The organism is Rathayibacter sp. AY1F3 (assembly GCF_002931975.1).
In the GTDB taxonomy this organism is placed as follows: Bacteria; Actinomycetota; Actinomycetes; order Actinomycetales; family Microbacteriaceae; genus Rathayibacter.
This window is the reverse complement of sequence record NZ_PSVF01000001.1, coordinates 260,311-280,020: the sequence shown is the minus strand read 5'-3', so window position 1 is coordinate 280,020 and position 19,710 is coordinate 260,311. Positions and strand designations below refer to the sequence as shown.

Sequence of the window (19,710 nt, the reverse complement as noted above, 5' to 3'; positions counted from 1 at the left end):
TCGAGCGCATGTGTGGAATCGTTGGATACGTCGGTGAGCGCGACAGCCTGGCCGTGCTGCTCGGGGGCCTGAAGCGTCTGGAGTACCGCGGCTACGACTCGGCCGGCGTGGCCGTGATCGACGCCGACGGGCAGCTCGACAGCCGCAAGCGCTCGGGCAAGCTCAGCGTCCTCGTCGACGACCTCGAAGCGCACCCGCTGGCCGAGGGCACCACGGGCATCGGCCACACCCGCTGGGCGACGCACGGCGGCCCGACCGACCGCAACGCCCACCCCCACCTCGCGGACGAGGGCAGGCTCGCCGTCATCCACAACGGCATCATCGAGAACTTCCAGCCGCTCAAGGAGCAGCTGCTCGCCGAGGGCGCCGTCTTCGAGAGCGAGACCGACACCGAGGTCGCCGCGCACCTGATCGCCCGCGAGTACCGCCGCACCGGCGACCTCGTGCTCGCCTTCCAGGCCGTCGTCGCGCACCTCGAGGGCGCGTTCACCCTGCTCGCCCTGCACCAGGACCAGCCCGGCGTGGTCGTCGGCGCGCGCCGCAACTCGCCGCTCGTGATCGGCCTGGGCGACGGGGAGAACTTCCTCGGCTCCGACGTCGCGGCGTTCGTCGAGTTCACCCGCCGCGCGGTCGCCATCGGCCAGGACCAGATCGTCACGATCACCCCGGAGCTCGTCACGGTGACCGACTTCTTCGGCAACCCCGTCGAGACCGAGCCGTTCGAGATCGCCTGGGACGCGTCGGCGTCCGAGAAGGGCGGCTGGTCGAGCTTCATGGCGAAGGAGATCACCGAGGGCCCCGAGGCCGTCGCGAACACGCTCCGCGGCCGCATCCACGAGGGCGCGATCACGCTGCCCGAGCTCGACGCGCTCGGTCCGGTGCTGACGGAGATCGACCGCATCACGATCATCGCCTGCGGCACGGCCGCCTACTCGGGCATGGTCGCCAAGTACGCGATCGAGAAATGGGCGCGCGTCCCCGTCGAGGTCGAGCTCAGCCACGAGTTCCGCTACCGCGACCCGGTGCTCACCCCGCGCACCCTCGTCGTCTCGATCAGCCAGTCCGGTGAGACGATGGACACGCTGATGGCGGTCAAGTACGCCCGCGAGCACGGCGCCAAGACGCTCTCGGTCTGCAACACCCAGGGCGCGACGATCCCACGCGAGTCGGACGCCGTGCTCTACACGCACGCGGGCCCGGAGGTGGCGGTCGCCTCGACCAAGGCCTTCGTCGCCCAGATCGCGGCGCTCTACCTCTTCGGGCTGCACCTGGCCGCGGTGCGCGGTGCCGCCTCCACCGAGCTCGTCGCCTCGCAGGCGGCCCAGCTCGCCGCGATCCCGGAGAAGCTCTCCCGCGTGCTCGACGCCTCCGACGACATCGCCCAGCTGGCCGGCTGGATGGCCGACACCCGTGCGGTGCTGTTCCTCGGCCGCCACGTCGGCTACCCGGTGGCGCTCGAGGGCGCGCTGAAGCTCAAGGAGCTCGCCTACATCCACGCCGAGGGCTTCGCGGCGGGCGAGCTCAAGCACGGCCCGATCGCGCTGATCGAGCCGGGCCAGGTCGTGTTCGTGATCGTGCCGAGCCCGAGCGAGTCGTACGAGCTGCAGCGCAAGGTGATCTCGAACATCCAGGAGATCAAGGCCCGCGGCGCCCGCGTCATCGCGATCGCGGAGCAGGGCGATACGGCCGCGATCCAGATCGCCGACGAGGTCGTGCCGATCCCGCTCGCCGACCCGCTGTTCGAGCCGCTGCTCGCCGTCACCCCGCTGCAGATGTTCGCGATGGAGCTCGCCGCCGCCAAGGGCCTCGACGTCGACCAGCCGCGCAATCTCGCCAAGTCGGTCACGGTCGAGTGATCGAGCCGTGATCGTGGGGATCGGGGTGGACGTCGTGGACCTCGCGCGCTTCGAGCGCTCGCTGACGCGCACGCCCCGGCTCCGCGACCGGCTGTTCGCCGAGAGCGAACGCTCGCTCCCCGTCGCCTCACTGGCGGGCCGCTTCGCCGCCAAGGAGGCGCTGATCAAGGCGCTCGGCGACTCCGTGGGCGCCGGGTGGCACGACATGGTCGTCGAGCGGGATGAGCACGGGAATCCGTCCTTCGCGCTGCACGGCCCGGCCCGGGCGGCCGCGGAGGCGCGCGGGATCACGCGCGTGCACCTCTCGATGACGCACGACGCGGGCGTGGCCTGCGCGTTCGTGGTGGCAGAGTCGTGAGTGTCCCCGCGTCGTACCGCGAGGCGGTGATCGACGTCGACGCGATGGTGGCGAACGCCGCGCGTCTGCGCGAGCTCACCGGCGCCCGCCGGCTGATGGCCGTCGTCAAGGCCAACGGCTACGGGCACGGCGCCCTGGCCGCGGCGCAGGCGGCGCTCGACGGCGGCGCGGACGCCCTCGGCACCGCGGAGCTGCGGGAGGCCGTGGCCCTGCGCGAGGCAGGCGTCGTCGCTCCGATCCTCTGCTGGCTGCACGACCCCGGCGAGGACTTCGACGCGGCGCTCGAGCACTCGATCGACGTCGCCGTCTCCTCGGTCGACCAGCTCGACACGCTCGCGCAGTCGGCGGAGGACCGCGGCGTGCGCGCGGCCGTGCAGCTCAAGGTCGACACGGGCCTCAGCCGCAACGGCGCCGCGGAGGAGGAGTGGCCGCACCTGGCGGAGTCGCTCGCCCGTCACAGCGCTCGCGGCACCGTCCACCTCACCGGGCTCTTCTCGCACCTGTCCAACACCTCGCGCGAGGACGACCTCGCCCAGCTCGCGCTCCTCCGCCGCGCCGAGGCCGTGCTGGCCGCGCACGGGGTGCAGGCGCCGGTCCTGCACCTCGCGGCGACGGCGGCGGCGCTGCGCCTTCCGGAGGCACGCCTCGACATGGTGCGCAGCGGCATCGCCCTCTACGGACTCTCGCCGTTCGAGGACGAGACCTCTCTCCAGCTCGGGCTCGTCCCGGCGATGACGCTCCAGGGCCGCGTCGCCGGCGTCCGCCGGGTGCCCCACGGGACCGGCGTGAGCTACGACTACACCTGGCGGGCCGAGGGCGGGACGACCCTCGCGCTCGTGCCGTTCGGCTACGCGGACGGCATCCCGCGGAGCGCCTCCGGTGTCGCGGAGGTCTCGATCGGCGGCCGCCGCCACCGGATCGCCGGGCGGGTCGCGATGGACCAGTTCGTCGTCGACGTGGGGGATGCGGGCGTCGCGACGGGCGACCCGGTGACGCTCTGGGGCGACCCGACGACCGGCGTCCCCTCGGTCGACGAGTGGGCGCGGTGGTGCGGCACCATCAACTACGAGCTGGTCACCCGGCTCGGGCCGCGCGTCCAGCGGCGGCTGCTGAGCGCGGCGGACGGCCGTGCCTGAGCGCTCCTGGTTCGCGGACCGCGTCGTCGAGGTCGCTGATCCGGAGGCCATGGCGGAGCTCGGCCGCGAGCTCGGCCGAGTGCTGCGCGCCGGCGACCTGCTGGTGCTGACGGGGCCGCTCGGCGCGGGCAAGACGACCTTCACGCGCGGGCTCGGCGAGGGCCTCGACGTGCGGGGTCCCGTGACGAGCCCCACCTTCGTGATCGCGCGGACGCACCCGCCGCTGCACGACGGGCCGCCGCTCGTGCACGTCGACGCCTACCGCGTGGGCTCGCCGGTCGAGCTCGACGACCTCGACCTCGATCCGGCGCGCTCGGTGGTCGTCGTGGAGTGGGGGGCCGGGATGCTGGACGGCGTCGCGGAGTCCTGGCTCGACGTGGTCATCGAGCGGCCGACCGCCGGCTCCGACGCCGAGGAGGGCGAGGAGCCGATCGAGCCGCGGACCGTCCGCTTCCGCGGCACCGGCTGGAGCTGAGCCCGCGGGTACCCTGGACGCGTGCTCCTCGCGATCGACACCTCCTCCGGAACCTCCGTCGCCGTCGTCGACTCCGCGGGCGCCGTGCGCTCGGAGCGCACCGAGACCGACACCATGCGCCACGCGGAGGTGGTCGGCCGGCTGATCCAGGAGGCGCTCGAGGCGGCCGACGTGGTTCCCGGAGGCATCGAGGCGGTCGCCGTGGGCATGGGCCCCGGCCCCTTCACCGGCCTCCGGGTCGGGATCGCCGCTGCCCGGGCCTTCGCGCTCGGCCGCGGCGTCCCCACCCTCCCCGTTGTCTCGCACGACGCGATCGCGCTCGCCGCGCTGCGGCACGGGCGCGCCGCCGGCTTCCTCGTCGTCACCGACGCCCGCCGCCGCGAGCTGTACTGGAGCGCCTACGACGGGCTCGACGATCAGGGACTCCCCGTCCGCCTCGCCGGCCCGGGCCTGGACAAGCCGCCGGCCCTCCCGCATCCGGAGCTCCCGCGCCTGGAGGCCGAGTCGGTCTCCGCCGGCGAGCTCGGAGTCGTGGCCGCCCGCCTGCGCGCGGCCGGCCGGCCCGGTGCCGCGGACGAGCCCCTCTACCTCCGCTCGCCCGACGTCACGCTGTCGGCCGGCCCCAAGCGGGTGACCGCATGAGCGAGGCCGTGCTCCGCGACGCGCAGGCGGACGACCTCGACGCCGTCATGGCGATAGAGGAGTCCGAGTTCGCCGGCGACGCCTGGTCGCGGGGGATGATGGCGGAGGAGATCCGGAGCCGTCACACCCGGTACCTGGTCGCCGAGCAGGACGGCGAGGTGGTCGGCTACGCCGGGCTCCTCTGCCCCGTCGGCGCTCACGAGGGCGACGTGCAGACGATCGCGGTCGTCGCCCGGGTCCGCCGCACCGGCCTCGGCCGCCGACTGCTGCGCGCGCTCCTCGAGGCGGCCCGCGAGCGAGGCGCCCGCGAGGTCTTCCTCGAGGTCCGCGCCGACAACCCCGCCGCGCAGACCCTCTACCGCTCGGAGGGCTTCGAGGAGATCGGCGTCCGCCCCGCCTACTACCAGCCCGACGGAGTGGACGCGATCGTGATGCGCCTGCCGCCGACCCCGACCCAGGAGACCCCGTGAGCACCGGACCCCTCGTCCTCGGCATCGAGACCAGCTGCGACGAGACGGGGATCGGCATCGTCCGCGGCACGACGCTGCTCTCGAACACCATCGCCTCCTCGATGGAGGAGCACGCCCGCTACGGCGGCGTCGTGCCCGAGGTGGCCGCCCGGGCGCACCTGGAGGCGCTCGAGCCCGCCCTGCACGCGGCGCTCTCCGAGGCCGGTGTCGCGCTCGGCGACCTGGACGCGATCGCGGTCACCAGCGGACCGGGGCTCTCGGGCGCACTCATGGTCGGCGTCGGAGCGGCGAAGGCGCTCGCCGTCTCGCTCGGCCTGCCGCTCTACGCCGTGAACCACCTCGTCGGACATGTGGGAGCCGACGTCCTCCGGGCCGACGGCAGCGAGGGCAGCCCCGTCGAGGTGCCGACGATCGCGCTGCTGGTCTCGGGCGGGCACACCTCGCTCCTGCACGTGCGCGATCTGGTGTCGGACGTCGAGCTGCTCGGCGAGACCATCGACGACGCCGCCGGCGAGGCCTTCGACAAGGTGGCGCGCGTCCTGGGCCTGCCCTATCCCGGCGGACCGCAGATCGACCGGGTGGCGGCGGACGGGGACCCGAAGGCGATCCGCTTCCCCCGCGGGCTCAGCCTGCCGAAGGACCTCGAGCGCCACCGCTACGACTTCTCGTTCTCAGGGCTGAAGACCGCGGTCGCCCGCTGGGTCGAGAAGCGCCAGGACGCGGGGGAGGAGGTGCCCGTGGCCGACGTCGCGGCGAGCTTCCGCGAGGCGGTCGCCGACGTCCTGCTCACGAAGGCGCTCGCCGCCTGCCGCGACCGGGGCGTGCCGCGCCTCCTGCTCGGGGGCGGCGTGGTCGCCAACGCCCGGGTGCGCGCTCTGGCGGAGGAGCGGTGCGCGGCCGCGGGAGTGACCCTGCGGATCCCGGCGCTCTCGCTCTGCACCGACAACGGCGCGATGATCGCCGCACTGGCGGCGCAGCTGATCGAGGCGGGGCATCCGCCGTCGGGGCTCGGCTTCGGGGCCGACTCGACCCTCCCGGTCACCGAGATCCAGGTCCGCTGAGGCCTCTACCGGGCGGCGGCCGGGGCGCGCAAGCGCCGTCCAGCTTTTTGACAGGCGGATCGTGCCACTGCCACTCTTGGCCGCATCCGCTCGTTCCTGACCCTGGGGGATTCCATGACCACTCCGTACACGCCCGCGTCCGACCGCTACAACATCCTGGCGATCATCGGCTTCATCGCCTCGTTCTTCGTCTCCATCGTGGGCATCGTGCTGGGCTTCATCGCCCTGTCGCAGATCAAGCGCACGGGGGAGAAGGGCCGCGGCCTCGCCCTCGCCGCCGTCATCATCGGCTTCGTCGCGATCATCATCACCATCATCTCGTTCGTCGCGCTCTTCTCGATCGCGGCGACCATGCCCACGACCGGGTACTGATCGACACGCCTCCGAGGCTCGGGGGCGCCCGCACCACCAGGAGGACACCGTGACCGACGACACCGCGCCCGGACCGCAGACCGGACCGGCGCCCGCGCCGTTCGCCCCTCCGCTCGGCGAGCCGTCGGCGGCCTACCCGCCGCCGACGGCCGCCGCCGATCCCTACCCCGGTCTCCCGCCCCGCCGCCCGCCGATGAACCCGCTCGCGGTCGCGGCTCTGGTGTGCGGACTGCTGGGGCTGGCGCCCGCCGCCATCGTCCTCGGCCACATCGGCTTCGCCCAGGCCCGGCGCTCCGGACAGCGCGGCCGCGGTCTCGCGGTCGCCGGCTTCGTGCTGGGCTACCTCGCGATCGTCCTCGCGGTGATCGCGTACCTCGCCTGGACGGCCTTCGTCGGCGACCTGCGCGACGGCGGGTACCTGCCCGCGTGAGCGGACGGAACCCCTCCGCCGCCGCCCGGGTGCTGGCTAGACTCGCGCCATGAGCGACGACAGCACCCGTCCCGGCCCCGGCTCCGACGAGCAGCACGGCTCCGTCCCGGTCCCGCCGGCCCCGCCCGTCCCCCCGGCTCCGCCCGCTCCGCCCTCGGCCGCGTCGCAGCCGTCGGTGCCGCTCGCCGACTCCGCACCGCCGGCCTACGGGTCGCCGCCGCCGCCGCCGCCCGCGTACCCCTCGGCGCCCGCCTACTCCTCCGCGCCCGGCCACCCCGCCGCCTACGCGGCCGCTCCGGCGCCCGTCGTCCCGCGCACGCTGAGCCTCGTCGGGATGATCCTCGGCATCGTCGGCCTGGTCATCACGCTCTTCGCCGCCGGCTTCGGCTTCCTGCTGTCGGCTCCGGCCGTCGTGCTCGGCTTCCTCGGACGCCGGCGCGAGCCGGCCGCGCGCGGCTTCGCGCTGACCGCGATCATCACCGGGTTCGCCGGCATCGCCGTGTCGCTGATCTACCTGGCGGTCTTCCTCGTCTTCGTCGTGGTGGCCCTCGCCGCCGGCACCTCCGGCTACTGAGCCGGCGCGGGCCGCTCGACGCGCTCCGCGAGCAGCGCGCGGTGGCGCCCGGCGATCCGCGTCAGGATCAGCACCGCGCTGCCGGTGCCGGAGAGGCCCAGCCGCTTGCGGAAGCGGGCGGGGTCGACGTCCACCCCGCGCTTCTTGATCTCGAGCACGCCGATGCCGCGGGTGCGCAGCTCCTTCGCCAGCGTGCGCTCGTCCAGCGGCAGCTCGGCGAGGACCCGGAAGCTGCGGAGGAAGGGCGAGGCGGCCGCATCGTCGCCCGTCAGGTAGGCGATGCCGGGCGAGAGCATCCGCGAGCCGCTGGAGCGCGCGAGCTCGCCCAGGAGGCGCGCGCGGATCGCGGAGCCGTCCGGCTCGTGCACGAACGCGCCGAGGGGGCCGACCTCCTCGTCCTCGCTGTCGCCCGCCGCGGTGAGCTCGGAGGAGCCGGTCGCGCCGAGCAGCAGAGCGGAGCGGCGCACGCCCGGGCGAGCCAGAGAACCGAACCAGAGCCCGGTCTCGACCAGCTCCCCGTCGACCGAGACCCACTGCGCCTCGGCGTCCCGCGGCAGGCGCTCGCGGTCGAAGCCGGGACCCACCTTCACGCCCACGGGACGCTGCTCGGCCAGGCCGAACGCGAAGTCGAGCGAGGGGGAGTAGTCGTCCGGATCGTCGAGCCGGCGGGTCTCGCGGTGGCCCGCCGTGCGGCGTGCCGGGTCCAGGTAGACGGCGTCGAAGCCGTCGAGGTCGAAGGCCTCGGCCGTCGAGTGCACGGCGCTCGCCGCGGGGAACGGGGCGAGGTTGAAGCTGGCCAGGGTCGCGGTGACCTCGTCGGCCTCGACGGCGGTGACCGCCAGGTCGATCGCGGCCATCGCGAGGGCGTCGCCGCCGATCCCGCTGCCGAGGTCGGCGACGCGCGCCGCTCCCGCAGCCGCGAACCGGCCGGCGTGCAGGGCGGCGACGCGCAGCCGCGTCGCCTGCTCGAGTCCCGCGTCCGTGAAGAGCATCGAGCGGGCGAACTCTCCGAACTTCGCCTCCGCCTTCTGCCGGAGCCTCGCCTGGGTGAGCACCGCGGCGACGAGGACGGGGGAGTGGCCGGCGGCCCGGAGGCGTGCCACGGCCCGCACCAGGTCGTCGGACCGGTAGCCGTCGAGGGAGTCGAGGAGCCGGAGGCCCTCGGGGGAGAGGAGCTCGACCAGCTCGTCGCGTCGCATCCGGCCATGGTAGGCCACGGCCTCCCGGCGGGTCCGCCGCCCCGCTTGGCACTCTGATTGCACGAGTGCCAGCAGAGCCCCTACGATGGATCTAGCACTCTCGGAGCGTGTGTGCCAGAACCGCGTTCCGCCCACATCGTCGTCAAGAAAGAGGTCAACCGTGTCGGTGTCCATCAAGCCGCTCGAAGATCGCATCGTCATCAAGCAGGTCGAGGCGGAGCAGGTGACCGCTTCCGGTCTCGTCATCCCCGATACCGCCAAGGAGAAGCCGCAGGAGGGCGAGGTCGTCGCCGTCGGACCCGGTCGCATCGACGACAACGGCAACCGCGTGCCGCTCGACGTCGCCGTCGGCGACAAGGTGATCTACTCCAAGTACGGCGGAACCGAGGTCAAGTTCGGTGGCGAGGACCTGCTGGTCCTCTCCGCTCGCGACGTCCTCGCGGTCGTCGTCCGCTAGGCAGCATCCCTCGGAAGGGCCCGTCGACCTCGGTCGGCGGGCCTTTCCGTCGTTCCCGGTCCTCCTCGCGACCAGTGGCCTGATCCGCCCGCTACGGGGCCGTCCTCCCACCCCGCGCCTGCGTAGCATCGGGGGAGTGACCAGCTCCCGCACCCCTGCCGAGTCCGTCTCGCCGTCCCCTTCGGACGTGCCCGTCGGCGAAGGAGTGGAGGCGCTCGGAGCGGCGGGACGCCCGGGCGGGATGTCCGGCACGGGGCTGCTGTTCGCGTTCTCGGCCTACCTGCTCTGGGGTGCGATGCCCCTCTACTTCATCGCGATGGCGCCGGCCTCGCCGTTCGAGATCGTCGCGTTCCGAGTGCTCTTCTCGCTCGTCTTCTGCGTGATCCTGCTCACGGTCCTCCGAGGCTGGCGCTCCTTCGGCGCGCTGCTGCGCCGCCCCCGCCTGCTCGGAGTGATGGCGATCGCGGGCGTGCTCATCTACGTCAACTGGCAGGTCTACGTGATCGCCACGACCACGGGCCACGTCATCGAGGCGGCCCTGGGCTACTTCATGAACCCGCTGGTCACGGTGCTGCTGGGCGTCCTGGTGCTGCGCGAGCGCCTCCGGCCCCTGCAGTGGGCCGCGATGGGCGTCAGCGCGGTCGCGGTGCTGGTCATCGCGGTGGGCTACGGATCCTTCCCGTGGATCTCGCTCGCCCTCGCCTTCTCGTTCGGCCTCTACGGCCTGGTGAAGAGCCGCGTCGGCGGCACGGTGGACGCGGTCGGCGGGCTGACGCTCGAGACGCTCTGGCTGACGCCGCTCGCCGTCGTGCAGCTGGCGGTCGTCGGCTCCACGGTGGGGCTGACCCTGACGACGGAGGGGACGGGGCACGCCCTCATCCTCGCCTCGGCCGGGATCGTCACGGCCGTCCCGCTGCTCCTGTTCGCGGGCGCCGCCCGGCGCCTCCCGCTGTCGATCGTCGGCTTCGTGCAGTACCTGACGCCGTTCCTGCAGTTCCTCGTCGGGGCCTTCGTGCTGCATGAGGAGATGCCGCTCGAGCGCTGGATCGGCTTCGCGCTGGTGTGGGCCGCCCTGGCGATCTTCTCAGGCGACCTCGTCGCCGCGGAGCGCAGACGGCGCCGATCGTCCGTCTGATCTGCGGAACGCGTCGTCCTGACGCGGCGCGACAGCGGAATGGTAACGATCCGGTCGCGAAACGTATTGGTAACACCCCTGTATTGTTCACGGCTGCTTCGGAGGTTAGGTTGGCCGAGCGGTTGCCACCGGCGCCGCTCCCACTGACACACACCTCTCAAGGAGCAACATGGGCGTTTACGCGAAGGCCGGCACGGCCCGCGCGCGGTCCCTCCGGGCAACCCTCGGCGGCGTCGCCATTCTGGGCGCCAGCGCTCTCGTCCTCGCCGGCTGCGCCGGCGGCGGCGACAGCGGATCGGGCGGCGACAGCGGCTCGGGCGACCTGTCCCTCAAGATCGGCACGATCCTCCCGCAGACCGGCACCCTCGCCGTCCTCGGCCCGCCCGAGATCGCGGGCGTCGACCAGGCGGTCGTCGACATCAACGACGCCAAGGCCGGCATCACGATCGACGTGGAGCAGAAGGACTCGGGCGACACCACGACCGACATCGCGACGCAGTCGGCCACGTCCCTCATCGCCGACAACGTCTCCGCCATCATCGGTGCGGCGTCCTCGGGCGTCTCGAAGACCTTCATCGACCAGGTGACCCAGGCGGGCGTCGTCCAGATCTCGCCGGCCAACACCTCGCCGGACTTCACGACCTACGACGACGACGGCTACTACTGGCGCACCGCTCCCTCGGACGTGCTCCAGGGCCGCATCCTCGGCAACAAGATCCTCGGCGACGGCAAGACCAACGTCTCGATCCTGTACATGAACGACGCGTACGGCACCGGCCTCGAGAAGAACATCAAGGAGACCCTCGAGGCGGGCGGAGCATCCGTCGCGGCCGAGGAGATCTTCGAGCCGGCCTCGACCGACTTCAACTCGGCGCTGACCTCGGTCCTCGCCCCGAACCCCGACGCGCTGGTCGTCATCTCGTTCGACGAGATCAAGACCATCGCGGAGCAGCTCTCGGCCAAGGGCTTCGACTTCTCGAAGCTCTACGGCACGGACGGCAACTACGGCGTCATCGGCGAGTCCGACACCAACGTCGACATCGCCGGCGCCCAGTTCACCAACCCGGGCGTCCAGGCGTCCGAGGACTTCCAGGGCAAGCTGCAGTCGCTCGTCGAGTCGCAGGGCAACGACGCGCTGACTGTGTTCAGCTACGCGCCGGAGTCGTACGACGCCACGGTCCTGACCGCTCTCGCCGCGCTCCAGGGCAAGGCGACGGACGGTGCGACCATCCGCGACAACCTCATGTCGGTCTCGGAGGGCGGCACCAAGTGCACGACCTTCGCCGACTGCGCGAAGCTCATCGCCGACGGAGAGGACGTCGACTACGACGGCCTCTCCGGCCCGATCTCGTTCGACGAGAACGGCGATACCAGCGAGGCCTCGGTCTCGATCTACAAGTACGGCACGGGCAACACCACCTCCTTCGAGGAGACCGTCGAGGGTTCGCTGAACTGACGACCCGGTGACGCGGCTCCTGCCGCATCCCTGAGGGGCTCGGTCTTCGGACCGGGCCCCTTCGCCGTCCCCGGAGCGCAGAGCCGGAGACGCGTCGTCGCGCGGACGCAGAGAGGCGCGGCGGTCGTCCGCGAGGGCGACCGCTGCCGGGTGCGGGAGGACGGCTCCGCGGCGTCCTGGGCCTCGCGTCGCGTCGAGGAGCCACTCCGGGGAGGAGCGGCTCGGACGGCCTGTACGCGCCTCCGAGCGCCTCTCCCGGCCTCGAGGGCGCCCTGCCGGACCGCGGGCGGGAGCGACGACGTCGAGCGGGAACGCAGAAGCGCGCGCCCTCCGGGGGGAGGACGCGCGCTCGTGGTGTGCGGATGGCCTAAGAGGCGCGGAGCAGCTCCGCCTCCTGCGCCAGGCGGTACGTGACGAAGGAACGGCTGTAGTTGCGGCGCTTGCCGCCGGTGGTCTCGGCGATGACCACCTGGGCGTAGACGCCGACGACGCGCCAGCGCTCGTAGTCGCCGATCGCACCGGTGCCGAAGCCGGCTCCGAGTTCCACAGGGGCGGGGGTGTAGCTCTTCATGGTCGGCTCCTTCGAGGCGGACGACGCGGCGCTCGAGGCGCTGCGGGGAGGGGAGGAGATCGGCGACCGATCGCGGTCCCTACCGGGGGAGAGGGGAGCGGGACGTCCCCCTGCAGGGCTGTCCCGTGTCCCCAAAACTACGGCAGGAAGGGCGATATCCTGTCCCCCTCGTGGGGGTCGCCGAAGCGGAGAGACTCTCGCTGTCCTGCCCTCGTCCCGCGGACAGGAGACCGAGGGTCCGGCCCGCCGTTCCGCCGACTTCCCGGGCGTTCGGCGGGCATCGCGGAGAGACCGGTGAAGGCCTGTCCGCGCCGGGAGAGCGGCCCCCCCCGCCTCCCTTCTGCGGCACCCCGTGCCGGCGCGTCTCCGGGCACCGAGCCGCCTGCCTTCCCGCCCTGCTCGGAGTGGTCTCCGAGCCGCCCGGCGCCCTGGGCGAGCGGCCCCGCCTCCGCCCCGGAGCCGCACCGGCCCCTCGGCCCCGCTCGCGCCCGCTCCGCTCCCCGGCGACGACGAAGGGCCCGCCGTCCGGAGACGACGGGCCCTTCGCAGCGGGGGTCAGCCGCCGACGGTCGGGGTGCTCGTGGTGACCTCGTTGGTCGTCGCGAGCGTGCCCAGGTAGAGCTCGATGACCTTGGGGTCGTTCATCAGCTCCCGGCCCGCGCCCTCGTAGGCGTCGCGGCCCTGGTCGAGGACGTAGCCGCGGTCGCAGATCTGCAGCGCCCGCCGCGCGTTCTGCTCGACGATCATGATCGAGACGCCCGCGCGGTTGATCCGCTGCACGTTGACGAACGTCTCGTCCTGCCGCATCGGGGACAGGCCGGCGCTGGGCTCGTCGAGCAGCAGCATCGACGGGTCCATCATCAGAGCCCGCGACATCGCCACCATCTGGCGCTCACCGCCCGAGAGCGACCCCGAGCGCTGCTTGAGCCGCTTGCTGAGCTCCGGGAAGAGCTCGGTGACGAACTCGAGCCGCTCCCTGTACAGCTTCGGCTTCTGGTACATGCCCATCTCGAGGTTCTCCTCGATGGTGAGCGACGGGAAGACGTTGTTGTTCTGCGGCACGAAGCCCACGCCCTTGGAGACCAGCTTGTCGGCCTTGAGGCCGGTGATGTCCTCGCCGTTCAGCAGGACGGTGCCCTGGCGGATGTTGACCAGGCCGAACATCGCCTTCAGCAGCGTCGACTTGCCGGCGCCGTTCGGGCCGATGATCCCGACGAGCTCGCCGCGCTTCACGTAGACGTTCGAGCCGTTGAGGATGTTGACCCCCGGCACGTAGCCCGCGTGCAGGTCGTGCGTCTCGAGGGTGTTCGGAGTCGTCGTGTCGGCGGTCATCTCTCGTCCTTCTCGAATTCGACGGCCGGGGCGTCGGTCGTCGGGGCGACGCTCGTCGGCGCGGAGGCCGACGGGGACGCCGTTCCGGCGGCCGGAGCGTCGTGGCCGGGCGTCGGGATGCCGGCCTGCTCCGCCTGCCGCTCCACGTCCTCGCGGACGAGGTCGGAGTCCATCTCCTCGGCGATCTCGAGCTGACCCTCGATCGTGCCCAGGTCGGTGTCGTGGTGCGCGCCCAGGTACGCGTCGATGACGGCCGGGTCGTTCATCACGGTCGAGGGCGGGCCCTCGGCGACGACCTTGCCCTCGGCCATCACGATCACCCAGTCGGCGATCGTGTTGACCATGTGCATGTCGTGCTCGACGAAGAGCACGGTCATGCCCTCGTCCTTCAGGTTCACGATGTGACCCAGGAGCGACTGCGTCAGCGCCGGGTTCACGCCGGCCATCGGCTCGTCGAGCATGACGAGCTCGGGCTCCGACATCAGCGCCCGCGCCATCTCGAGCAGCTTCTTCTGGCCGCCCGACAGGCTCGACGCGTAGTCGTCCCGCTTGGTGTCCAGCTTGAACTTCTCGAGCAGGCGGATCGCGCGCTGCTCGATCGAGTCCTCCTCCTTCGACCACAGCGGGCGGATGAGCGAGGTGAAGATGTTCTCGCCCTTCTGCCCCTTCGCGCCGAGCAGCATGTTCTCGAGCACCGTCATGCCGCCGAGCGCCTTGGTGAGCTGGAACGTGCGCACCATGCCCATCCGCGACACCCGGTAGGCCGGGACGTTGGCGAGGTTCTTGCCCTTGAAGTTCCACTTGCCGGTGTTGGGCTTGTCGAAGCCCGTCAGCAGGTTGAAGAACGTGGTCTTGCCGGCCCCGTTCGGGCCGATCAGGGCGGTGATGGATCCGCGGGGGATCTCGAGGTGCTCGACGTCGACCGCGGTCAGGCCGCCGAAGCGGCGGCTGACGTTGTCGGCGACGACGATGGGGTCCTTCTTCCTGACCCCGGGGACGATTGCTTCCTCGGTGATGTCCGAGACCGGCGTCTTAGGCAAAGTGCAGATCCTTCTTCTTGCCGAAGATCCCCTGGGGTCTGAAGATCACCAGGAGCATGAGGGCTACCCCCACCACGATGAACCGGATGGGTCCGGTCTGCACGGTGGTGAGGCGGATGAGGTCGTTGTTGAGGACCCCGGTGTCGATCCCGAGCGTGAGCAGTCCGTCGGTCAGACCGAGGACGACCCAGAAGATGATCGAGCCGACGACGGGTCCGAAGACCGTCGCGGCGCCGCCCAGCAGCATGATCGTGTAGAGGAAGAACGTGAGCTGGGTGCCGTAGTTGTCGGGCTGGAGCGAGCGGGGGAGGATGAACAGCGCTCCTGCGAGGCCTCCGAGCACGCCGCCCAGGATGAGCGCCTGGATCTTGTACGAGAAGACGTTCTTGCCGAGCGAGCGCACGGCGTCCTCGTCCTCGCGGATGCCCTTGATGACGCGGCCCCAGGGGCTGCGCATCAGGAGGAACACCAGGAGGCAGGCCAGGAGCACGAGGCCCCAGCCGACGATCCGCACCCACCACTGGTCCTGGCTGTAGGTGAGGACGCCGATGCCCCAGCGGCCCTCGGGGAGCGGGTTGAGGTCGTTGAACGCCTTCGCCGCGCCGTTGATGCCCTCCGAGCCGCCGGTGATCGCCGAGAACTCGGGGGTCTTGACCGAGAGCCGGATGATCTCGGCCGCCGCGATCGTCACGATCGAGAGGTAGTCGGCCCGCAGCCGGAGCGTCGGGATGCCCAGGATGAGCGCGAAGACGGTCGCCGCGACGATCGTCGCGAGGAAGGAGCCCCAGACGGGCCACTCGAACTTGACCGAGGTGATGGCGAAGGCGTAGCCGCCCACCGCCATGAAGCCGGCCTGTCCGAAGTTGAGCAGCCCCGTGAATCCGAAGTGGATGACCAGGCCGATGGTCGCCAGCGCGTACGCGGCGACTGTGGGATCGACGATCTGCCCGATCGCCAGCCAGATGAAGTTGAGGTTCATGGTGTCCTAGCCGATCCGTTCCTTGCGGCCCAGGATTCCCTGCGGCCTGACCAGGAGGATGATGATCATGAGAACGAGCGGAGCCACGTACTTGAGGTTCTCCGGGATCCAGATCGTCGAGATGTTCATCATCAGTCCGATGATGAGCGAGCCGACCAGCGCGCCGTAGGCGGACCCGAGTCCGCCGAGCGTGATCGCCGCGAAGATCAGCAGCAGGATCGACGCTCCCGTGTCCCAGCGCAGCGACTGGTAGTAGCCGATGTAGACGCCCGCCAGCGCGGCGAGAGCGCCCGACATCACCCAGACGACGCGGATGACGCGCTCGACGTTGATGCCCGAGGCGGAGGCGAGGGCCCGGTTGTCCGAGACCGCCCGCATCGCCTTGCCGATCTTCGTCTTCGTGAGGACGTAGGCCACGGCGACGATGCAGACGACGCCGACGACGGCGCCGACGATGTCGGTGAACTTCAGGCTGATCCCGAGCTCCGGCACCGTGAAGAACGGAGCAGTGCTGTTGGGGAGCGAGAGGCGGTCGGCTCCGAAGAAGAAGACGAACACGTAGCGCAGTGCCAGCGAGAGGCCGATCGTCACGATCATCAGCGGGATGAGCTGGATGCCCTTCTTCCGCAACGGCTTCCAGAGCAGCCCGTCCTGGACGAAGCCGAAGGCCCCGCCGAGGATCACCGCGATCGGGATGGCCAGCAGCGCCGGGAGTCCGAAGACCCCGGAGAAGAGGTACGCCATCAGCGCGCCGAAGGTGACCAGCTCGCCGTGGGCGAAGTTGTTCAGACCGGTCACGCCGTAGATCAGCGAGGCGCCGATCGCCGCGAGGGCGATCAGGAGCCCGAAGATCAGGCCGGTGACGACCTTCGGCCAGAAGATGATCCAGAACGTGTCGGCCGACACCGGCTGGTTCACCGCGTTGGACGTGCCGTCGGGGTTCGTCGCGTCGTTGCCGGTCGTGCCCTCGGTCGCGGGGCTGGTCGGAGCCGCGGAGTCCGTCGGGACCGGGACGGTCGCTCCGGAGCCCTTCGGGTTGGCCGTCGAGACGATGAAGTTCACGATCTGGTTCTGCGAGGCGACGATCTTCACCTGCTTCGGGTTCTGACCCGCGGCGGGGTAGCCCTTGTCGGCGGGCAGGGACTCCTCGTCGACGGTCACCGTGTAGGTGCCCGCGGCGTCGAGGGGGAACGTGGCCCGGCCGTCCTCGCCGGTGGTCACGGTCGCGGAGGCGTCGCCTCCGATCTCGACGGTCACCCCCGTCAGGTTCTCGTTCGTCCCCTGCACGCGGACCCAGGCGATGATCGACTGGTCGGCGGTGGTGGCGGCGAGTGCGGCGGGGGCCGCCGCGGCGATCCCGGTGAGGGTCGCGGCGAGCAGACCCAGGGCCAGGAGCCGGTCTCGGAGCCTCGGGCGTCTCCTATCCACGGGGCGCCTCCCGGTCCGTCGGATGCAGGGTCGTCGAGCGCTGGCGGCGCATCGAACGGCTGGCTGTGAGCAAGACGTCTACCTCTCGTCAGGGTGCACAGACGGATGGGGTCTCCGGGCACGCCCGAATCGCCGTCGTCAAACAACGTTGGTTGACCATACGTTCCGCATGTGTCGGCGGTGTTTCACCGTCCGCACTTACGCGTGACGACATTATGAGGGAGAGGAGAGCGCTCCAGCGCCCATCCGCGGCCCGGCGGCCGCGCCGTCGAGGAATACCGCGAGCCTCACGGCGCTTAAGATCGAACAACCGTGGCGCTCGTGAGCGGACTCCTCCCGTCCTCTCCGGGCTCCCGCACTCGACCTGCTAAGGGGCATTGATGGACCAGCCGGATCCCTTCGGATTCCTCGGACTCACCTACGACGACGTCATGCTCCTCCCGGGGCACACCGACGTCATCCCGAGCGAGGCCGACACGGCCTCCCGTCTCACCAAGCGCATCAGCGTGGCGACCCCGCTGCTCTCCGCGGCGATGGACACCGTCACCGAGGCGCGCATGGCGATCGCGATGGCCCGCCAGGGCGGCCTCGGCGTCCTGCACCGCAACCTCTCGATCGCCGACCAGGCCGACCAGGTCGACCGGGTGAAGCGGAGCGAGTCGGGCATGGTCTCGAACCCCGTCACCACCACCCCGGACGCCACAGTCGCCCAGGTCGACGACCTCTGCGGCCAGTACCGGATCAGCGGCCTCCCCGTCGTCGACTCCACCGGCGTGCTCGTGGGCATCATCACCAACCGCGACATGCGCTTCGTCTCGCCGTTCGAGAAGGCGACCACGCTCGTCCGCGACGTGATGACCAGCACCGGCTTGATCACAGGCCGCGTCGGGATCCCCGACAGCGAGGTCATCGCCCTCTTCGCGCAGCACAAGATCGAGAAGCTGCCGCTGGTCGACGCACAGGGCAAGCTCGCCGGCCTCATCACGGTCAAGGACTTCGACAAGTCGGAGCAGTACCCCAACGCCACGAAGGACGACGAGGGCCGCCTCCGGGTCGGCGCCGCGATCGGCTTCTTCGGCGACGCCTGGCAGCGCGCCACCGCCCTGCTCGACGCGGGCGTCGACGTGATCGTCGTCGACACCGCCAACGGCGACTCCGCCGGCGTGCTCGACATCATCCGCCGCCTGAAGTCCGACTCCGCGTTCGCCGGCGTCGACGTCATCGGCGGCAACGTCGCGACCCGCTCCGGGGCGCAGGCACTCGTCGACGCGGGCGCCGACGCCATCAAGGTCGGCGTCGGCCCCGGCTCGATCTGCACCACCCGCGTCGTCGCCGGCGTCGGAGTCCCGCAGGTCACCGCGGTCTACGAGGCGTCCCTCGCCGCGCGCGAGTCCGGCGTGCCGGTGATCGCCGACGGCGGCCTCCAGTACTCCGGCGACATCGCCAAGGCGCTCGTCGCCGGCGCCGACACCGTGATGCTCGGCTCGCTCCTCGCGGGCTGCGAGGAGAGCCCCGGCGACCTCGTGTTCCAGAACGGCAAGCAGTTCAAGACCTACCGCGGCATGGGCTCCCTCGGCGCCCTGCAGACCCGCGGCGAGCGGACCTCCTACTCGAAGGACCGCTACTTCCAGTCCGACGTGCCCACCGACGACAAGCTGATCGCCGAGGGCATCGAGGGCCAGGTGCCCTACCGCGGCCCGCTCGCCAACGTGGCGTACCAGCTCGCCGGCGGGCTCCGCCAGTCGATGTTCTACGTCGGAGCGCGCACCATCCCCGAGCTGAAGGAGCGCGGGAAGTTCGTGCGCATCACGGCGGCCGGGCTGAAGGAGTCGCACCCGCACGATGTGCAGATGGTGGTAGAGGCGCCGAACTACCGGCGCTGAGGGGTCTGGTGGGGGCCGGCGGCGGATCGGGATCGCGGCCCCTCTGCCCGATGGGCCTGCGGCCCATACGCCCACCACGCCGGAGGGGCTGCGATCCCGATCCGCCGCCTCCCTCCGGGAGACGAGCACCGGTCCTCGGCTGAGGGGCGGGGGACGCAGCGCGAGCGGCGCGAGGCGCCGCCGCGACTGCGGGGGAGGGCTTCCGTCTTTCCGCATGCGGGGAGTGGTCGTGCCTCACCGCGTGAGCGCGACGGAGTGGGGACTGGCGTCCCGTGTCCCAGCAAGTCGTCGTCGCGGCCGCGCAGGCTTCACCTGCTGGTGGAGTGCGCCCGCTCGCGTCGATCGCGGCCCGGTGAGGAGCCCGGTAGGAGCGGTAGCCGACGATCGTTCCGCCGGATCGTCGAGGCGCGGGCGTACGCCTCTGCGGAACGTGGCCACCTGCCCGGGCCGACCGCGGGCAAGCGATCAGGGTCTCCCGTGCAAGGTGGGAGAGGTAACCGGCGATCCGCGTTCCAGCGGATCGGCGTAGCGCGGACGCAGGACGCTCTGCGGAACGCGACCGCCCGCTCGGGCCGACCGCGGGCGAGCGGAGCGAGGAGCGAGCCACAGCTGACACCGCTCAGCGGTAGCCGGCGATCCGCGTTCCAGCGGATCGGCGTAGCGCGGACGCGGGACGCTCTGCGGAACGCGACCGCCCGCTCGGGCCGACCGCGGGCGAGCGGCGAGCGGATCGAGGAGCGAGCCACGGCTGACACCGCTCAGCGGTGACCGGCGGTCCGCGTGCGAGCGGATCGGCGTAGCGCGGACGCGGGACGCTCTGCGGAACGCGATCGCCCGTTCGGGCCGACCGCGGGCG

At 71.6% G+C, this 19,710-nt stretch carries 20 protein-coding genes; 14 read left to right on the top strand and 6 right to left on the bottom strand.

What is annotated here, in order from left to right; genetic code table 11:
- Positions 1 to 8: 8 nt before the first annotated feature.
- From glmS to C5C39_RS01300, 10 genes are all read left to right on the top strand, one after another.
- Positions 9 to 1,856, top strand: a complete 1,848-nt coding sequence (glmS, locus tag C5C39_RS01345; RefSeq protein ID WP_104227413.1) for a glutamine--fructose-6-phosphate transaminase (isomerizing) — start codon at positions 9 to 11, stop codon at positions 1,854 to 1,856.
- 7 nt (positions 1,857 to 1,863) lie between these two features.
- Positions 1,864 to 2,214 carry a holo-ACP synthase gene (locus tag C5C39_RS01340; RefSeq protein WP_104256578.1) on the top strand — a complete coding sequence of 117 codons (351 nt, stop codon included), beginning with the start codon at positions 1,864 to 1,866 and terminating at the stop codon, positions 2,212 to 2,214.
- On the top strand, positions 2,211 to 3,350 hold the full coding sequence (gene alr, locus C5C39_RS01335; protein ID WP_104352464.1) for an alanine racemase: 1,140 nt from the start codon (positions 2,211 to 2,213) through the stop codon (positions 3,348 to 3,350). Before C5C39_RS01340 ends, alr begins: the two co-directional genes overlap by 4 nt.
- A 49-nt stretch (positions 3,351 to 3,399) precedes the next feature.
- The gene (tsaE, locus tag C5C39_RS01330) at positions 3,400 to 3,825 is read left to right on the top strand and encodes a tRNA (adenosine(37)-N6)-threonylcarbamoyltransferase complex ATPase subunit type 1 TsaE (RefSeq protein WP_104225016.1); all 426 of its coding nucleotides are present in this window, start codon (positions 3,400 to 3,402) and stop codon (positions 3,823 to 3,825) included.
- A 21-nt stretch (positions 3,826 to 3,846) separates the two neighbouring features.
- Positions 3,847 to 4,467, top strand: coding sequence for a tRNA (adenosine(37)-N6)-threonylcarbamoyltransferase complex dimerization subunit type 1 TsaB (tsaB, locus tag C5C39_RS01325; protein WP_104352463.1), 621 nt, complete (start codon positions 3,847 to 3,849; stop codon positions 4,465 to 4,467).
- Positions 4,464 to 4,937 carry a ribosomal protein S18-alanine N-acetyltransferase gene (gene rimI, locus C5C39_RS01320; protein ID WP_104234156.1) on the top strand — a complete coding sequence of 158 codons (474 nt, stop codon included), beginning with the start codon at positions 4,464 to 4,466 and terminating at the stop codon, positions 4,935 to 4,937. Before tsaB ends, rimI begins: the two co-directional genes overlap by 4 nt.
- The gene (gene tsaD / locus C5C39_RS01315; protein ID WP_104225013.1) at positions 4,934 to 5,998 is read left to right on the top strand and encodes a tRNA (adenosine(37)-N6)-threonylcarbamoyltransferase complex transferase subunit TsaD; all 1,065 of its coding nucleotides are present in this window, start codon (positions 4,934 to 4,936) and stop codon (positions 5,996 to 5,998) included. Before rimI ends, tsaD begins: the two co-directional genes overlap by 4 nt.
- A gap of 114 nt (positions 5,999 to 6,112) precedes the next feature.
- Entirely contained in the window at positions 6,113 to 6,370 is a 258-nt protein-coding gene (locus tag C5C39_RS01310) for a DUF4190 domain-containing protein (protein ID WP_104234158.1), read from the top strand.
- Between the two features lie 49 nt (positions 6,371 to 6,419).
- The gene (locus tag C5C39_RS01305) at positions 6,420 to 6,800 is read left to right on the top strand and encodes a DUF4190 domain-containing protein (protein ID WP_104234159.1); all 381 of its coding nucleotides are present in this window, start codon (positions 6,420 to 6,422) and stop codon (positions 6,798 to 6,800) included.
- A 49-nt stretch (positions 6,801 to 6,849) separates the two neighbouring features.
- The gene (locus C5C39_RS01300) at positions 6,850 to 7,374 is read left to right on the top strand and encodes a DUF4190 domain-containing protein (RefSeq protein ID WP_104352462.1); all 525 of its coding nucleotides are present in this window, start codon (positions 6,850 to 6,852) and stop codon (positions 7,372 to 7,374) included.
- Here C5C39_RS01300 and C5C39_RS01295 read toward each other — a convergent pair.
- Positions 7,368 to 8,573: an SAM-dependent methyltransferase gene (locus tag C5C39_RS01295; RefSeq protein ID WP_104256105.1), complete on the bottom strand. Its 1,206-nt coding sequence runs from the start codon at positions 8,571 to 8,573 to the stop codon at positions 7,368 to 7,370. The genes C5C39_RS01300 and C5C39_RS01295 overlap by 7 nt on opposite strands.
- 160 nt (positions 8,574 to 8,733) lie before the next feature.
- Here C5C39_RS01295 and groES point away from each other — a divergent pair, with 160 nt between their 5' ends.
- From groES to C5C39_RS01280, 3 genes are all read left to right on the top strand, one after another.
- Complete coding sequence (gene groES, locus C5C39_RS01290) at positions 8,734 to 9,030, top strand: co-chaperone GroES (protein WP_097167691.1); 297 nt, start codon at positions 8,734 to 8,736, stop codon at positions 9,028 to 9,030.
- Between the two features lie 241 nt (positions 9,031 to 9,271).
- Positions 9,272 to 10,165, top strand: a complete 894-nt coding sequence (rarD, locus tag C5C39_RS01285; RefSeq protein WP_104224726.1) for an EamA family transporter RarD — start codon at positions 9,272 to 9,274, stop codon at positions 10,163 to 10,165.
- Between the two features lie 169 nt (positions 10,166 to 10,334).
- Positions 10,335 to 11,621 (top strand): ABC transporter substrate-binding protein, encoded by a 1,287-nt coding sequence (locus C5C39_RS01280; RefSeq protein ID WP_104352461.1) that lies wholly within the window; start codon positions 10,335 to 10,337, stop codon positions 11,619 to 11,621.
- A gap of 367 nt (positions 11,622 to 11,988) precedes the next feature.
- Here C5C39_RS01280 and C5C39_RS01275 read toward each other — a convergent pair whose 3' ends face one another.
- From C5C39_RS01275 to C5C39_RS01255, 5 genes are all read right to left on the bottom strand, one after another.
- Complete coding sequence (locus tag C5C39_RS01275; protein ID WP_104234164.1) at positions 11,989 to 12,192, bottom strand: hypothetical protein; 204 nt, start codon at positions 12,190 to 12,192, stop codon at positions 11,989 to 11,991.
- 555 nt (positions 12,193 to 12,747) lie between these two features.
- On the bottom strand, positions 12,748 to 13,524 hold the full coding sequence (locus C5C39_RS01270; protein WP_104238458.1) for an ABC transporter ATP-binding protein: 777 nt from the start codon (positions 13,522 to 13,524) through the stop codon (positions 12,748 to 12,750).
- On the bottom strand, positions 13,521 to 14,564 hold the full coding sequence (locus C5C39_RS01265) for an ABC transporter ATP-binding protein (RefSeq protein WP_104251056.1): 1,044 nt from the start codon (positions 14,562 to 14,564) through the stop codon (positions 13,521 to 13,523). The genes C5C39_RS01270 and C5C39_RS01265 overlap by 4 nt, the downstream gene beginning before the upstream one ends.
- The gene (locus C5C39_RS01260; RefSeq protein ID WP_104224731.1) at positions 14,557 to 15,543 is read right to left on the bottom strand and encodes a branched-chain amino acid ABC transporter permease; all 987 of its coding nucleotides are present in this window, start codon (positions 15,541 to 15,543) and stop codon (positions 14,557 to 14,559) included. Before C5C39_RS01260 ends, C5C39_RS01265 begins: the two co-directional genes overlap by 8 nt.
- A gap of 6 nt (positions 15,544 to 15,549) precedes the next feature.
- Positions 15,550 to 16,971, bottom strand: a complete 1,422-nt coding sequence (locus C5C39_RS01255; protein WP_104224732.1) for a branched-chain amino acid ABC transporter permease — start codon at positions 16,969 to 16,971, stop codon at positions 15,550 to 15,552.
- 380 nt (positions 16,972 to 17,351) lie between these two features.
- Between C5C39_RS01255 and guaB the strand changes: the two genes are divergently transcribed.
- Positions 17,352 to 18,854, top strand: coding sequence for an IMP dehydrogenase (gene guaB, locus C5C39_RS01250; RefSeq protein ID WP_104224733.1), 1,503 nt, complete (start codon positions 17,352 to 17,354; stop codon positions 18,852 to 18,854).
- Positions 18,855 to 19,710 lie beyond the last annotated feature (856 nt).